The organism is Rhizobium sp. WYJ-E13, from assembly GCF_018987265.1.
In the GTDB taxonomy this organism is placed as follows: domain Bacteria; phylum Pseudomonadota; class Alphaproteobacteria; order Rhizobiales; family Rhizobiaceae; genus Rhizobium.
The window spans coordinates 3,127,501-3,143,221 of the sequence record NZ_CP076853.1; the positions used below are offsets into that span (position 1 = coordinate 3,127,501).

13 protein-coding genes (1 of these 13 cut by a window edge) are annotated in these 15,721 nt (G+C 60.8%); all 13 read left to right on the forward strand.

All coding sequences use genetic code 11. The features are described from left to right. Positions 1 to 414 carry the 3' portion of a pseudouridine synthase gene (locus tag KQ933_RS15705; RefSeq protein WP_216755747.1) on the forward strand. The gene continues 393 nt to the left of window position 1, outside the view, so only the last 414 of its 807 coding nucleotides appear in the window; the start codon falls outside the window, past its left edge; the stop codon is at positions 412 to 414. 11 nt (positions 415 to 425) lie between these two features. Continuing rightward, on the forward strand, positions 426 to 1,109 hold the full coding sequence (locus KQ933_RS15710; protein ID WP_216758923.1) for a phosphoribosyltransferase: 684 nt from the start codon (positions 426 to 428) through the stop codon (positions 1,107 to 1,109). A 108-nt stretch (positions 1,110 to 1,217) separates the two neighbouring features. Continuing rightward, positions 1,218 to 2,960: an SLC13 family permease gene (locus tag KQ933_RS15715; RefSeq protein WP_216755748.1), complete on the forward strand. Its 1,743-nt coding sequence runs from the start codon at positions 1,218 to 1,220 to the stop codon at positions 2,958 to 2,960. Between the two features lie 78 nt (positions 2,961 to 3,038). Further along, positions 3,039 to 3,983 carry a phosphoribosylaminoimidazolesuccinocarboxamide synthase gene (locus KQ933_RS15720; RefSeq protein ID WP_216755749.1) on the forward strand — a complete coding sequence of 315 codons (945 nt, stop codon included), beginning with the start codon at positions 3,039 to 3,041 and terminating at the stop codon, positions 3,981 to 3,983. 95 nt (positions 3,984 to 4,078) lie between these two features. After that, positions 4,079 to 4,681 carry a TetR family transcriptional regulator gene (locus KQ933_RS15725; RefSeq protein WP_216755750.1) on the forward strand — a complete coding sequence of 201 codons (603 nt, stop codon included), beginning with the start codon at positions 4,079 to 4,081 and terminating at the stop codon, positions 4,679 to 4,681. Between the two features lie 151 nt (positions 4,682 to 4,832). Then, entirely contained in the window at positions 4,833 to 6,050 is a 1,218-nt protein-coding gene (locus KQ933_RS15730) for an efflux RND transporter periplasmic adaptor subunit (protein WP_216755751.1), read from the forward strand. Positions 6,051 to 6,100: 50 nt separating this feature from the next. Next, positions 6,101 to 9,211, forward strand: coding sequence for an efflux RND transporter permease subunit (locus KQ933_RS15735; protein ID WP_216755752.1), 3,111 nt, complete (start codon positions 6,101 to 6,103; stop codon positions 9,209 to 9,211). Between the two features lie 154 nt (positions 9,212 to 9,365). Next, complete coding sequence (locus KQ933_RS15740) at positions 9,366 to 10,799, forward strand: efflux transporter outer membrane subunit (RefSeq protein ID WP_216755753.1); 1,434 nt, start codon at positions 9,366 to 9,368, stop codon at positions 10,797 to 10,799. A gap of 167 nt (positions 10,800 to 10,966) precedes the next feature. Continuing rightward, entirely contained in the window at positions 10,967 to 12,010 is a 1,044-nt protein-coding gene (locus tag KQ933_RS15745; protein WP_216755754.1) for a LacI family DNA-binding transcriptional regulator, read from the forward strand. A gap of 1 nt (position 12,011) precedes the next feature. Beyond that, the gene (locus KQ933_RS15750; protein ID WP_216755755.1) at positions 12,012 to 13,034 is read left to right on the forward strand and encodes an ABC transporter substrate-binding protein; all 1,023 of its coding nucleotides are present in this window, start codon (positions 12,012 to 12,014) and stop codon (positions 13,032 to 13,034) included. Between the two features lie 64 nt (positions 13,035 to 13,098). Next, positions 13,099 to 13,926: an ABC transporter permease gene (locus tag KQ933_RS15755; protein ID WP_216755756.1), complete on the forward strand. Its 828-nt coding sequence runs from the start codon at positions 13,099 to 13,101 to the stop codon at positions 13,924 to 13,926. Next, positions 13,923 to 14,702, forward strand: a complete 780-nt coding sequence (locus KQ933_RS15760) for an ABC transporter permease (protein ID WP_216755757.1) — start codon at positions 13,923 to 13,925, stop codon at positions 14,700 to 14,702. The genes KQ933_RS15755 and KQ933_RS15760 overlap by 4 nt, the downstream gene beginning before the upstream one ends. Next, positions 14,695 to 15,720 carry an ABC transporter ATP-binding protein gene (locus KQ933_RS15765; protein WP_216755758.1) on the forward strand — a complete coding sequence of 342 codons (1,026 nt, stop codon included), beginning with the start codon at positions 14,695 to 14,697 and terminating at the stop codon, positions 15,718 to 15,720. The genes KQ933_RS15760 and KQ933_RS15765 overlap by 8 nt, the downstream gene beginning before the upstream one ends. Position 15,721: the final 1 nt, after the last annotated feature.

Sequence of the window (15,721 nt, forward strand, 5' to 3'; positions counted from 1 at the left end):
GGGCTTCTGCTCTTTACCAACGACACGGAGTTTGCGCAGGCACTGCTCGATCCGATCACGCACGTCCCCAAGTCCTATCACGTGCAGATCGACCGGATCGCCGACGACAGCATGCTATCGGCCATGACATCAGGCCTTCGGCACGACGGTGAATTGCTGCGCGCCACATCTGCGCGAAAGCTGCGCGAGGGCGACCGTAACTCCTGGATCGAAGTGGAGCTGCAGGAAGGCCGCAACCGGCAGATCCGCCGGATGTTGGAAGCACTCGATATCGCCTGCCTGCGGCTCGTACGTGTGGCTATCGGCGGGCTGGAGCTCGGCGACCTGCCAAGGGGATCGGTCAGGGCGCTCAACGAGGCCGAACTGAAGGATCTTCGCCGGAAGGTCAGTGCCAGCAAGAAAATACGGGATTGAGAATGAACGAAATGATGCCGCATGATTTCTGGCAGCAAATCCATCCACCCGGCAGTTTCGAAACAGGTGGCGACTTCACATCCTTCTTCGTAGCGGAGCTGGAAGATGGCAGGCAATTGCGGCTGCCGATCCGCGTGCTCGCTGATGGCGAGCATGCGTTGGCCTCGCTGATCATCAATCAGGCGAGCTTCGCGGTGCTGGATGCGCTCGCTGAAAACCTCGCAGCAAAGATAGAACCTTTCGCCATCGACGTGATCGCCGGCCTGCCGACACTCGGTCTCACACTTGCGGCGGCAGTGGCCCAGAAGCTCGGCCATCACCGTTATGTGCCGCTCGGTACCTCCCGCAAATTCTGGTATCGCGAAGAACTGTCGGTCGCCCTCTCATCGATCACCACACCGGAGCAAGAGAAGCGCCTGTACGTCGATCCGCGCATGCTGCCTCTTCTGGAAGGCCGCCGTGTCGCGCTGATCGACGACGTTATATCGAGCGGAACCTCTATTGTCGCCGGGCTCGGTCTGCTGGCAGGCTGCGGCATAGAACCCGTCGTCGTCGGTGCGGCCATGCTGCAATCAGACCGTTGGCGCGCGGAACTCGACAGCGCGGGACCTCAATGGCAGGCACGCACGAAAGGCGTTTTCGCAACGCCTATCCTCGAGCGGACAGCCGAAGGAAAATGGTGTAAACCGGCCTGACCAACGGCAGGACCGCGCATGAGTACCATTCATTCTTTCATCTGAACGGACTATACAGCATCGGACGAAGAGCTACATTCCGCGTGTGATCGAATACAGGAACCGCCGATGACGCCTGAGCAAGCAGCCCTGCTGATCCTGCTGGTGGCGATGCTCTTTCTGTTCTCCCTCGATCGCTTGCGCATCGAAGTTATCGCGATCGGCGGATTGCTTGCGGGCTATGTGCTCGGTCTTTACCCCGCCGACGGCATTTTTGCCGGCTTCGCAAGCCCCGTTGTCATCACCGTCGTGGAAATCCTGCTGATCGTCCAGGTCCTGGCGCGAACCAAACTCTTTGATAGCCTCGCCGAGCGCTTCGTCGTATCGCGCCTTTCGCATTTTCAGGTGATATCTGGTGTCTCCGCCTTCAGCGGTTTCGTCTCGATCTTCATGAACAATATCGGCGCTTTCGCGATTACCCTGCCGCTGGTGCTGCGACTGAGCGCCGTCATGGGCATTCCGCGTCGGCAGCTCGTGATGCCGGTCTCCTTCGCCGCTCTTCTCGGCGGTCTCGTTTCGCTGATCGGCACGCCTGCCAATCTTCTCGTCAGTGATGCGCTTGAAAAAGCCACGGGCAAAGGTTTCCGCTTCTTCGATTTTGCCTATGTCGGCCTGCCAGTCGCCATTCTGGGCATTCTGCTGATTACGCTGATCGCACAGCGATTGTTTTCCGAGCCGGACGAACCCGCGGCAGCGCCCCATCCCCCCGCCCGTCGCATCGTCGTCGAGCGCAGCATTCCCGAACATTCGCCACTCGTCGGCGCAACACTTGCTCAATGTCCGGAACGTTTCGGCATTCAGCCGCATGCCCTCGTCCGCGACGGGGCCTTCGTCTTCGGCCCACTCGAACAGTCAGTCATCCAGCCGGGCGACGTTCTCCTGGCCCAAGGTGCGGATTTGATCTTCGCGAATCTGGCCGCCTGCCAGGCGCTGGTGCCGGAAGCCCATCCGCACGGGCTGCAGCCGGATTTCGCCAGCATCGAAGCCGTCGTCATGCCGGAAAGCACCGTCGTCGGCTCGCGTATCGCATCGCTGGAGGTCTTCCGCAATCGCGGGGTCACTGTCTCGGCACTGTCGATGCGCTCTCCCCGTATTGAAGGACGTTTTGCCGATCTGCAGCTTTCGATCGGCGATATCCTGGTGCTGGAAGGCCCGAAAGCGGCAATCGCGGAGGCGCTCGAGGAGTGCGAATGCCTGCCGCTTGCCTCCGCAGTGCCCTTCCCGACATCGTCGGCCTCGTGGCGACCCTTCGCGATCTTTGCCTGCGGCGTCGGTGCCTCCGCCTTCGGTCTTCGCCCCGATATCGCCCTTGCCTTCGTGGTGCTGGCGCTCGCCCTGGTCGGTTATCTCAATATTCGCCATGCGATGGCGGATCTCAACTGGCCGATCATTATCATGCTCGGAGCGATGATCCCGATCGGTCAGGCGGTGGTGACAACGGGCACGGCCGAGACCATTGCGGCATGGCTAGGCCTTGCCTTCCCGATCGGCCATCCCTTGTGGGGCATCGCGCTGGTTCTGTTTCTCGCCATGGCACTGACACCCTTCGTCAACAATGCGACGGTTGCGATCGTTCTGGCTCCGATAGCGCTGGAGTTCGCACGCGTCGGTCAGCATGCGCCGCAGGCCTATCTGATTGCGGTGGCGGCTGGCGCATCGCAGGATTTCCTGACTCCCTTTGGCCATCACAACAATACGCTGTCGATGAGCATCGGCAGCTATCGCTTCGGCGATTTCCTGCGCGCCGGCTGGCCGCTAACGCTCGCCGGCTATATACTCACGCTCATCCTCATTGCCCTCTTCTGGCTTTGAATGAGCCTTTGCTTGACTTCCCCGGCAATGAAACTAGAGCAGAGACAGTCTCAGACGATAGAAGGACAGCCAAGCGCCGTGCGTATTCTCTCCGAAGCCCATTTCCCGGAACTGCCGAACTACTACCGTGGCAAGGTGCGCGAGAATTACGATCTTGCGGATGGGCGGCGCATCATCATCAGCACTGATCGGCTGAGCGCCTTCGACCGCATTCTGACCTGCATCCCCTACAAGGGACAGGTGTTGACGCAGACAGCCCGCTACTGGTTCGAAGCGACGAAGGACATCTGCCCCAACCACGTTCTCGACTATCCCGATCCGAATGTCGTCATTGGCAAGCGGCTCGATATTCTTCCCGTCGAGATCGTCGTGCGCGGCTATCTCGCCGGCACGACCGGCACGTCGATCCTCACACTCTATAAGAAGGGCGAGCGCGAAATGTACGGCATGCGCCTGCCCGACGGCATGCGCGACAACCAGATTCTTCCAGAACCGGTCATCACGCCGACCAGCAAGGAATTTGACGGCGGTCACGACGAACCGCTGACGCCGGCTGAAATCGTCAGCCGCGGGCTATTGACTGGAGAACAGTGGGAAACGCTTTCCAAGTATGCGCTGGCGCTTTTCGCTCGCGGCCAGGAAATAACGGCAAAACGCGGCCTGATCCTCGTCGACACCAAATATGAATTCGGCACGGACGAGAACGGCAACATCATTCTCGCCGACGAGATCCATACGCCCGACAGCAGCCGCTACTGGGTAGCAGAAACCTATCCCGCTGCTTTCGCAGCGGGCAATCGCCCGGAAAGCTTCGACAAGGACTTTGTCCGCGCCTGGGTAGTCGAACGCTGCGATCCCTACAAGGATGCGATTCCGGAAATTCCGGTCGCGTTGATCGAGCAAACCTCGGCCGTCTATATCAAAGCCTATGAGTGGATCACCGGTGAACACTTCGTACCCGACGACCGCGGCGAAACGCCCGCCGCGCGTGTCCGCACAAATCTCGCGCCCTATTTCCCCTGAACCGCGTGACTAGGCTGGGAGTCGGCTTGCAGCCTTTCGGCCAAACGCGCTAGCATTGAAAAAAGGGGTGTCGGGCCAAGCCCGGCGGGGGACAAATGGCACGCAGGCCCAGACGCAAGGCCGAAGAGACCCGGGAGGATATCCTCTCGATGGCGGAGACGCTGTTTCGCCAGCACGGATTTGTGGCGGTTTCCATCGCCGATATCGCCGCCTCGCTACACATGTCACCGGCCAACGTCTTCAAGCATTTCCACTCCAAGGCGGTCCTCGTCGATGCGATTGCCGAGCGCCATCTCGGCAATGCAACAGAGCGCTTCGCCGCAGTCGACACCAGCCTGCCGCCGAAGGAGCAGTTGCTGAGCTTCGTCCTGCGCCTCCTCGACAGCCATCTGCAGGACATCCAGCAGAACCCCTACATCTTCGAAATGGTGATCTCTACTATCGATGCCAAGCTCGACGCTGGCCATCGCTATCGCGAGCGAATAGAGCAGAAACTCGGCGAGATCATCCGTGAAGGTGTGGCTGTAGGCAATTACCATTGCGACAATACGGACGCGGCAGCCCGCACCGTTGCAGACGTTCTCGCCTGTGTTCTGCATCCCATTCTCATTGCCAAGGACGACAAAAACACGCTTGTCCATCGTGCGGAAACAATCGTGTGTTTCGTGGATGCCGCACTGCAAAATAACCCTTGCTAAGTGACGATTGCTGAATTACGTCACTTCATAAAGCTTTTCTTAATATCGGATAACGGCACCTGTTTCCGGATCAATCATCACTCCTATATAGAGCGGCGCCTCCTAGGGCCGGCGATTGAACCGCTACTGCCAACCGCACAGGAAATTCAGCATGACCAGGCGCGCCCTCATCGTCTCCTCGGCCCTCTTGCTCGTTTTGGGCCTCGCCGCCTGCAACGACAGCGGCAGCAAGCCCGCCGGCAATCCAGGCGCTGGCGGTGCCGCCCAGCAGGCCGCCCCGGTCGGTGTGGTCACGCTGAAGAAGGACACCTATCCGATCACCACGATCCTGCCCGGCCGCGCCGAAGCCTTCCAGGTGGCCGATATCCGCCCGCAGGTGAGCGGTATCATCCGCGAGATCGCCTTTAGGGAGGGCGGTGAAGTCAAGAAGGGCGACCTGCTCTATCAGATCGACGATGCGGCCTATCGCGCCGCTGTCGAGCAGGCCCAGGCGGCCATCTCCAAGGCTCAGGCAAGCGTGCCGAGCGCCCAAAGCAATTTCGACCGCTACCAGCGGCTTGTCGGCAGCGGCGCGACGCAGATCGAGTTCGAAACCGCCCGCACAGCGCTGGCCCAGGCAAATGCCGAAGTCGAAGCGGCCAAGGCCGCGCTGACATCGGCGCAGATCGACCTTGACCACACGAAGATCGTTGCGCCCTTCGACGGCATTATCGACCAGACCGCCTATAATGTCGGCAACCTCGTTGCCGCCAACCAGTCGACCGCGCTGACCACGATCCGCCAGCTTGATCCGATCTATATTTCGCTGACGGAATCGAGCACCAACCTTTTGAAGCTGCGCGATGCGATCGCTGCCGGGGAGGTCAAGGGCGAGGACAACAATGTTGCCTTCCGCCTGATCCTCGAAGATGGCCGCGAATATAATCAGAAGGGCAAGCTGGACATGTCGAAGCAGGTCGTCAGCGAAACGACCGGTACCTTCATTATCCGCGTTGTCTTCCCGAATCCGGACCGTGTCGTCCTGCCGGGCATGTATGTGCGCGCGACGGTCGAGCTCGGTGCCGAGACAGGATATTCCCTGCCGCAGCTTTCGACGACCCGCGATGCCAACGGCCGCCTGACCGCACAGTTCATCTCCGCCGAGGGCAAGGTCGAGACCCGCGTCTTCCAGAATGCTACGCCCTCCAACAATTCCTGGCTCGTAACCGAGGGCGTGAAGGACGGCGATCAGCTGATCGTCAGCGGCCTCCAGTCGATTGTATCAGGCATGCCGGTGAAGCCGGTTCCGATGAAGATCAATGATAACGGCGTGGTTGTCCCTGCCGATCAGCCCGTGGCCGGAGGCGAACCGAAGCCCGCAGCAAAGTGATGCGCAGGCGCTTCCGTTTCGTCACCGTCCCAGCCGCACAGGAATAACTGATGGCCAAGTTTTTCATCCGACGACCGATCTTCGCCTGGGTCATTGCGATCACCATCATGCTCGCCGGTCTGCTCGGCATCTTCACGCTGTCGATCTCCCAATATCCCGACATTGCGCCGACCACGGTCCGCATCAACGCCAGCTATCGCGGTGCAAGCGCCGAAACGGTCGAAAAGTCAGTGACAACCCTCATCGAAGACGGCATGACCGGTCTCGATGACCTGACCTACATGACCTCGACCTCATCGACGGGCTCGGCCAGCATCTCGCTGACTTTCGGAACGAGCATCAATCCTGACATCGCGCAGGTGCAGGTGCAGAACAAGCTGCAGCTCGTCCAGTCGCAGCTTCCGGGCGACGTCATCGATGCCGGTATCAGCGTCACGCGTTCCACCTCGAGCATTCTCCTCGTCGGCTCGCTTGTCTCGACAGACGGCAAGCGCAGTTCCGTCGACCTCGGCAACATCATGTCGACCTCGATCGAAGACCAGATCCAGCGTCTGGAAGGCGTGGGCAGCATCAATGTGTTCGGCTCCGGCTACGCCATGCGCGTCTGGCTGGATCCGTTCAAGCTGCAGAAATACCAACTCACCCCCGGCGACGTGACCTCGGCCATCCAGGCACAGAACACCCAGGTCTCCGTCGGCTCGCTCGGCGCCCAGCCGGCCGTCCCGGGCCAGCAGATCAACGTCACCATCACCGCCCAGAGCCAGCTCACCACGGTCGCCGATTTCGAGCACATCATCCTGAAGGTCGAAAAAGACGGTTCGACGGTACGGCTCAGCGACGTCGCTCGCGTCGAGATCGGCCAGGAAAGCTATGGCGGCAGCTCTCGCTACAACGGCCTGCCATCGTCTGGTTTCGCCATCAACCTCGCAATCGGCGCGAACGCCATCGATACCGCCGCCCGTGTCCGCACCGCTCTCGAAACGATCGGTCGCGGCCTGCCGGAGGGCGTCGAGATCACCTATCCCTACGACACGACCCCCTTCGTCGAGCTGTCGATCGAAAAGGTCGTGCATACGCTGATCGAGGCGATCGTGCTCGTCTTCGTGGTTCTGCTCATCTTCCTGCAGAACCTGCGTGCAACACTGATCCCGACCATCGCCGTTCCCGTCGTACTTCTGGGCACGTTCGGCATCCTCGCGATAACAGGGTACTCAATCAATACGCTGACCATGTTCGCCATGGTGCTGGCGATCGGCCTTCTCGTCGACGATGCCATCGTCGTCGTCGAAAACGTCGAACGCATCATGTCAGAGGAAAAGCTCTCGCCGCTGGAGGCGACCGAGAAGTCGATGGGCGAAATCACCGGCGCCATCGTCGGCATCGCTCTCGTACTGACCGCCGTCTTCATCCCCATGGCTTTCTTCGGCGGCTCGACCGGTATCATCTATCGCCAGTTCTCCATCACGATCGTGTCGGCCATGTTGCTTTCGGCCCTCGTCGCTATCGTGCTGACGCCGGCGCTCTGCGCCACGATGTTGAAGCCGGTCAACGAGCACAAGAAACATCGCATCGGCGACTGGTTCAACCGCAACTTCACCCGCTCGACCAACGGCTATGTCCGCACCATCGGCTACCTGTTGAAGCGGCCGGTCCGTGTCATGCTGGTTTTCCTGCTGGTCGGCATCGGCTGCGCGTATCTCTTCACCCGCCTGCCGAGCTCGTTCCTGCCGCAGGAAGACCAAGGCGTGCTCCTGACCATCGTCACCACGCCGCCTGGGTCCACCACGCAGCAGACCCAAGCCGTCGTTGAAAAGGTCGAAAAATACTACCGTGAAAACGAGAAGGATGCGGTGGAATCCGTCTTCGGCGCGCTCGGCTTCGGATTCAACGGTTCGGGTCAGAACAGTGCCATCGTCTTCACCAAGCTCAAGGACTTCTCGCTGCGCACTGATCACAACCTTAGCGCGCAGTCGGTGGTCAGCCGGGCGCTCAAGAGCTTCTTTGCGATCCGCGAGGCTCAGGTCTTTGCGCTGCTGCCGCCCGCGATCCAGGGTCTCGGCGTATCGAGCGGCTTCTCAATGTATCTGGTGGATACCGGCGGCCACGGCAATCAAGCCCTGACCGCCGCTTCTAAGCGGTTGATCCAGATGGCTGGCGCCACCGGCAAGGTCGTGGCACTTCGCTCGAACAACAAGGAAGTCGAGCCGCAAATGAAGATCCTGATCGATCAGGAGAAGATCGGCGCCATGGGTGTCGATCTTGCCTCGGTCAATTCCATGCTGTCGATCATCTTCACCGGCCGCGACGTCAACGATTTTACGCTGAATGGCGAGATCAAGCCGGTCTACGTGCAGGGCGACGGCCCCTTCCGCATGCAGCCGACCGATCTGAACCACTGGTATGCCCGCAACAACGCCGGCGAGATGGTGCCTTTCTCCGCCTTCACCACCACCCAATGGGTTGACGGCGCGCCGTCTCTTGCCCGCTTCAACGCCGTCAGCGCCATTCCGCTGGATGGTGGCGCCGCACCAGGCGTCTCCTCAGGTGAAGCGATGAACGAGATGGAATCCCTGACTGAACAGCTTGGCGGCGGCTATACGGTTGCCTGGCAGGGTATCTCCTATCAGGAACGCCTCTCGGGCTCGCAGGCGCCGATGCTCTACGCGATCTCGGTTCTCGTCGTCTTCCTGTGCCTGGCCGCGCTCTACGAAAGCTGGTCGATCCCGTTCTCGGTCATTATGGCAGTGCCGGTCGGCGTGCTCGGAGCGCTTACCGCGGCAACGCTCTTCGGGCAGGCGAACGACGTCTATTTCAAGGTGGGCTTGCTCACGACCATCGGCCTTGCGGCGAAGAACGCGATCCTGATCGTGGAATTCGCCAAAGACCGGATGGAAACAGGACTGGGCCTCTTCGAGGCGACGCTGGAGGCAGCAAGGCTGCGCCTGCGTCCCATCATCATGACCTCTCTGGCATTTATCCTCGGCGTCGTGCCGCTGGCGATCGCAACGGGCGCGGGTTCCGCTGCGCAGAACGCGATCGGCATCGGCGTCCTCGGGGGCATGCTTTCTGCGGCGATGCTGGGCATTTTCTTCGTGCCGAGCTTCTTCGTCGTCATCCGCCGCATCTTCGCCACACGGCAAAAAAATGAGGCGGGAGTGTGATATAAATGCACTGTGAGAAAGCTTTTCAGATTGCTACATTGCGCCCGGACTGCTTCGGCATGATGTTTGGCGTAGAGAACGAGGCGCGTTAGCCGATAGTGAAGCATGACGCTTCGGACAAGAATTGACTTGCTCGAGTTACAGGATGAAATGCATGGTACCCCTTCGTTATGCCACACCGGCGCTATTATTATTGCTTTCGGGCTGCGTCTTAGGCCCTGACCACGTACCTCCTGAAATGTCGCTTCCTGGAAAATTCAGCGAAGGTGGCAAAACGAACATCGGCGATGTCGCTACCACGGCCTGGTGGACCGCCTATAACGATCGCAAGCTCGACAGCCTCGTCCAGACCGGCCTTAGCCAGAACCTGACGGTTCAGCAGGCCATTGAGCGCATCAATTCCGCTTCTGCCAACGTGACCATCGCCGGCGCCGGCGCCTTGCCTGCCCTTGATGTCGGTGCGTCCCACACCATCAGTGGCCAGAGCGGCGAACTGCGCACTCAGTTTGACACCCGCAACACCAGCGCCGGACAGCTTTCCCTGTCCTGGCTGCTCGATCTGTTCGGCCTCTACAAGCGCAACAAGGAAAGCGCCCTCGCTTCGCTTGACTCCGCTTATGCAGCAGCCGATGTCGCCAAGCTGTCCTACATTTCGGACCTTGTCTCAACCTATATCGATCTGCGCTTCTTCCAGCAGCGCCTGGCGCTTTCGAAGGCCAACCTGAAGTCCCGTCAGGAAACCTACGACCTCACCAAGTTCCAGCTTGAGGCAGGCGCGGCGTCCCGCCTCGACGTCGTACAGGCTGAAGGTCTTGTCCAGTCGACGCTCGCAGAAATCCCCGGCCTCGAAACCAACATCCGCGTTTCGGCCCATCATATCGCCACCCTCGTCGGCCAGCCGGCCGGTTCGATGGTCGATGAACTGCTGCGTGGCTCCGGCCAGCCGACCTTCCGCGGCGGCATCAATTCCGGCATCCCAGCCGACCTGATCCGCAACCGTCCGGATATTCGCCAGGCTGAGCGTAACCTTGCGGCCGCCACCGCCCAGATCGGTGTCGCAGAGGCTCAGCTCTATCCGTCGATCTCGCTGTCCGGTTCGATCTCGCCGAGCTACATCAACCAGCGCGGCTTGCACGGCGGGCTGTCGGCATGGTCCTTCGGCCCGACCCTAAATCTGCCGATCCTCGACGGCGGCCGCTTGCGCGCCAACGTCGAAGTTTCCAAGTCCGACGCAGCGGCATCCTACCTCGCCTGGAAACAGACCGTCCTGACGGCGGTCGAGCAGGTCGAGAATGCCCTGTCGTCCGTCCGCCGCGATGCCCAGACGGTCGATGCGCTCCGCGCCCAGGTCAGGACGACGCAGGAAACTCTCGAACTTTCGACGGCGTCCTATAAGGACGGCGCTTCCTCGCTGCTCGACGTTCTCGACGCCCAGCGCCAGGTTTCGCTTGCTCAGGCAAGCCTCGCTGCTGCTGTTCAGCAGATGGCCAAGGACTATGCTGCACTCAACATCGCAGTCGGCGGGGGCTTCGCTCCGGGCGGCAAGACCACCGCTCCGGCACCGGCCAAAGTTGCCAAGGGCATGTGAAATCGTCGCCCATTGCTTGTTCAGGCCCCGCGGTTTCCGCGGGGCTTTTTGTTTGCGCTGATGCCGCCAGGACAGATAATCCGCCCACTGAGTAAATTTGGATTCGACAAGCCCTAACCGCTACGCTATGCAATTGCTTAAACGATTAAGCGCAGCGCCTCGAAATCATGGCTTCACAACGCCCGGGTCCCAATCTCAGCAGGATAGCGACGTCGCTCGGCGTCTCCGTTGCTACGGTCTCGAATGCGCTCTCCGGCAAGGGCCGAGTTTCCAATGCCCTGATCGAGAGAATTCGTACGCATGCTGCCGAACTCGGCTATGTGCCGAGCCAGGCCGGACGGGCGCTGCGCACGGGCCGCAGCGGCGTGCTGGGCCTCGTCCTGCCTGATATCGCCAATCCGCTCTTCCCGAAGATTGCGCAGGCCATCGAATTTGCTGCCTCCGCCGCCGGTTATGGGGTACTGATCGCAGACTCCCGCGGTGACATCACGGCGCAGACCGAGGCAATCAACCGGCTGGTGGAACGTGGTGTCGACGGCATGGTTGTCGTGCCTCGCCGCGCCACCCGCATTTCCGCCGCAAGCTGCCCGGTCGCAGTCATCGATACTGCCTCCACGCCCGGCAATACGGTCGCCGCCGACCATTGGCAGGGCGGCAGGGAGATCGCCGCCCATCTCGCCGGCCTCGGCCACAAGCAGATCCTGATCATCGGCAACAATCAGGAATCCAATGTCCAGAATGACCGAGCCGGCGGCATCAGGGCCGGCCTGCAGCCCGGCATGCGCTCTGAAATGCTGTGGATCGAACGCCTGGAGCACGAGATGGGCGCCGGCTGCCGGTTGGGCCTTGCGGAAAAGACGCGTCAGGGCTTCACCGCCTTTGCGGCCCTTTCCGACCTGCAGGCCCTGCGGGCGCTGACCGAACTGCAGCAGGATGGCATCAGCGTTCCGACCGATGTCAGTGTCACCGGCTTCGATGATCTCATCTGGTCGCCTGTCGTCACGCCGTCGCTGACGACGGTGAGGATGGACATGGACACTATCGCCGAAATCGCCATCTCCGCGCTGGTCGACAGAATAAACGAAAGCGGCACTCGGGAGGGCGTGCTGGTCACGGCGGAGACCGAACGCGTGCCCATGCAACTCATCATCCGCCAGTCATCCGGGCTCGCGAACCCGGCACCAAAAACCTCAGAGATGGAGAACATGTAGAATGAAGAAAACCCTCATTGCATCGGCAGCCCTGGCCGCGCTTTTTCCCCTTGGCGCCGCGGCACAGGATCGGACGCTGACCATTTCCGTCTATGCCTTCGCGCAGGATGACTACAAGTCGATCGTCTACGACCCCTTCGAAGCCAAATGCGGCTGCAAACTCGTTGTCGAAACCGGCAACAGCGTCGAGCGCATCGCCAAGATGGAAGCGAACAAAGCCAATCCGGTGGTCGATCTTGCCGCCGTCTCCATGGCTGACGGCCTTGCCGCCGCCCGCGCCGGCCTGATCGACAAGGTCGATACTTCCAAGCTCGAAAATTTCTCCAAGCTCTATGATATCGCCAAGGATCCGAACACCGACGGCATGAGTGTCGGCTACACCTTCTACGCCACCTCGATAGCCTATCGTTCCGACAAGATGAAGATCGAGTCCTGGGCCGATCTCTTGAAGCCGGAATATGTTGGCCACGTTGCCTTCCCGAACGTCACGACCAATCAAGGTCCGCCGGCGCTCTATATGCTGGGCCTTGCACTCGGCAAGGACGCGCCCGACCTCACGGCGCCGATCGAGGCACTCGGCGAAAAGAAGGGCGAGATCGTCACCTTCTACGAAAAGTCTTCCCAGCTCGTGCAGCTCATGCAGCAGGAAGAAATCTGGGCCGCTCCGATCGGCCGCTTCTCCTGGGCAGGCTTCACCAAGCTCAATGTTCCCGTTGCCTGGGCAACGCCGAAGGAAGGCCAGACCGGCGGCATGAACGTGCTGGTCATGACCAAGGGATCGAAAAACCAGGATCTCGCCCTGCAGTTCATGGATTTCTGGCTGTCGACCGAAGTCCAGACCAAGCTCGCCGAAAAACTGATCGACAGCCCGGCGAACAAGGAAGTGAAGGTCTCCGACGAGGTCGCCAACAACATCACCTATGGCGAAGACACCGCCAAGAGCCTGAAGCTCATCCCCGCCGCAGCCGCTCTCGACAATCGCAATGGCTGGCTGAAGGAATGGAACGAAAAGGTCGGCCAGTAAGCCGCTGCCGATAACGGTCCCGGCGCCGGCCGGGACGACCCTTCCTCCGCTCGAAAGGCGTTACATGTTCCAGAACCGCGCCGAAGCACTGGCACTTGCCCTGCCGGCAGCGATCTTTGCAGCCGTGGTCTTTCTGCTGCCTGTCGCGATCCTGCTCTCCGAAGGTTTTCGTAGCGGCGGCGCGTGGACACTTGCTGCCTATACGGATTTCTTCTCCGAAACGCTGAACCGCACCGTCTTCTTCCGCACCTTCCGGCTTGGCCTCGAGGTCACGGCGGTTTCAGCCATCATCGGCTACGCCGCCGCCTTTGCGATCGTCAATCTGCCGCCGAACGGCAAGGGCCGCATGATCGGCCTCGTCACCCTGCCGCTGATGATTTCGCCGGTTGCCCGTACCTACGCCTGGATCGTTATCCTTGGCCGCACCGGCATCGTCAATGAAGCCATTACAGGTCTCGGCTTGAGCGCGGAACCTCTGCGCCTGCTCTTTACCGAGACCGCCGTCTTCATCGGTCTGCTGCAGCTCTTCCTGCCACTGATGATACTGTCGCTCATCAGTGCGCTCGAGAACATACCGAAGGATGCCATTCCCGCCGCACGCGTCCTCGGCGCCAACTGGTTTCAGGTCTTCTGGAAGGTCATCCTGCCACTGACGAAGGAAGGTCTCGTCGTCGGCGGCACGTTGGTCTTCACCGGCTCACTGACTGCCTATATCACGCCTGCCATCCTTGGCGGCTCCAAGGTGCTGATGCTGGAAACGCTGTTGTACCAGCAGGTGTCTGTCGCCAACAATTTCGTTTCGGCGAGCGTCATCGCCTTCATCTTGATCGTCATGAGCTTCGCCGCCAATATCTTGCTCAAACGGCTCGCAACCGCGAGGAACCGCCGATGAGCATCCGCCTCCTCTCACCTGTCGTGCTGTTCTTATTGCTGGTCTTCCTGATCGGCCCCTTCCTGATCATCATCGCCGCCTCGCTTTCGGCCGGAGATACGCTGGCCTTCCCGCCGCAGGGCCTGTCGCTGCGCTGGGTCGCCAAGGTCTTCACCATCGACAGCTTCCGCGACAGCTTCGCCATGTCGATGTTTCTTGCCGTCTTCGGCACACTGGCGGCGCTCGTCCTCGGTGTTCCCGCCGCCTATGCGCTATCGCGCTACAGGCTTCCGGGTTCCGAGACGGTGAGAACCATCGTCTCGCTGCCGATCATCGTGCCCGGCATCATCGTCGGTCTGGCGCTGCTGCGTTATCTGGTGGTTCCTTTCGGCTTCAATATCACGCTGGCGCTCTTCTTTGCCCATACCGCGCTGGTACTGCCCTATGCCGTGCGCGTGGTGTCCGCGAGCCTCGGGAACCTGCGCTCCGATATCGAGGAAGCAGCCGTCTTGCTCGGCTCCTCGCGGCTCGGCGCTTTCCTCCGGGTCGTCATGCCGAATATCCGCGGCGGCATTCTCGCCGCCTTCATTCTCGGCTTCGTCACCAGCTTCAACCAGGTGCCGGTGTCGCTCTTCCTCTCCGGTCCGGGCGTGCGCACGCTGCCGATCGACATGCTGGGTTACATGGAAACCACCTACGATCCGTCCATTGCCGCGCTCTCGGCGCTGCTCGCCTTCCTTTCGATCGGCATCGTCTTTCTCGCCGAACGCTTCCTGGGATTCTCTCGCTATGTCTGACGCATACCTTCAACTCGACAAGCTGACGCTCGCCTATGGCGATATGGTTGCGGTGAAGGACCTCGACCTGTCGATTGCCAAAGGCGAACTGGTGGCACTCCTCGGCCCCTCCGGCTGCGGCAAGACGACAACCATGCGCGCGATTGCCGGCCTGCTCAATCCCGCCTCTGGCCGCATCAACCTTGATGGCGCCGATATCACCCGCGTCTCCGCCAATAAACGCGCCGTCGGCCTTGTCTTCCAGTCCTATGCGCTTTTCCCGCATCTGAGTGTCTATGAGAACGTCGCCTTCGGCCTTCGCCTGAAAGGGCTGCGCGGCCAGGATCTTGACAACAAGGTCAATGCCGGCATCAAATCCGTCGGCCTCACAAAATTCGCCGGCCGCAAGCCCGGCGAGCTCTCCGGCGGCCAGCAGCAACGCGTAGCACTGGCCCGCTCCATGGTCATGGAACCGAAGGTGCTGCTGCTCGACGAGCCACTCTCCAATCTCGACGCCCGACTGCGTCTGGAAATGCGCGCCGAGTTGCAACGCGTCCAGAAGGAAACAGGCGTGACGATGATCTTCGTCACCCACGACCAGGCGGAAGCCCTTGCCCTTGCCGATCGCATCATCGTCATGCTGAACGGCGGTATCGAGCAGATCGGCACACCTGAGGACATCTATAACAGGCCGGTTTCCTCCTTCGTCGCTGATTTCGTCGGCTTCGAGAATGTCTTTGCGCTGAAGGACGGAAAGCTTGCGATGCCGAACGGCCCAGTCGCGCTTTCCGCACCTGCCCCTGAAGATGCGGCGGGCCTGGCATGGCGACCCCGCGCGGTTGTCCTTGGTTCCGGCCCGTTTCAGGGCAGTGTGCGCGGCACGTCTTTTGCCGGCAACAGCCGCGAATACCTGCTGGACAGCGCGCTTGGCCCGATCAAGGCGGAAGTCGACGCTGCCCTGCCGCAGCACGAACTCGGCAGCACGATCGCCTTCGACCTGCCGGTTGCAGCCGCCGCAAGCCTCAAGCGGTTCGGGTGAG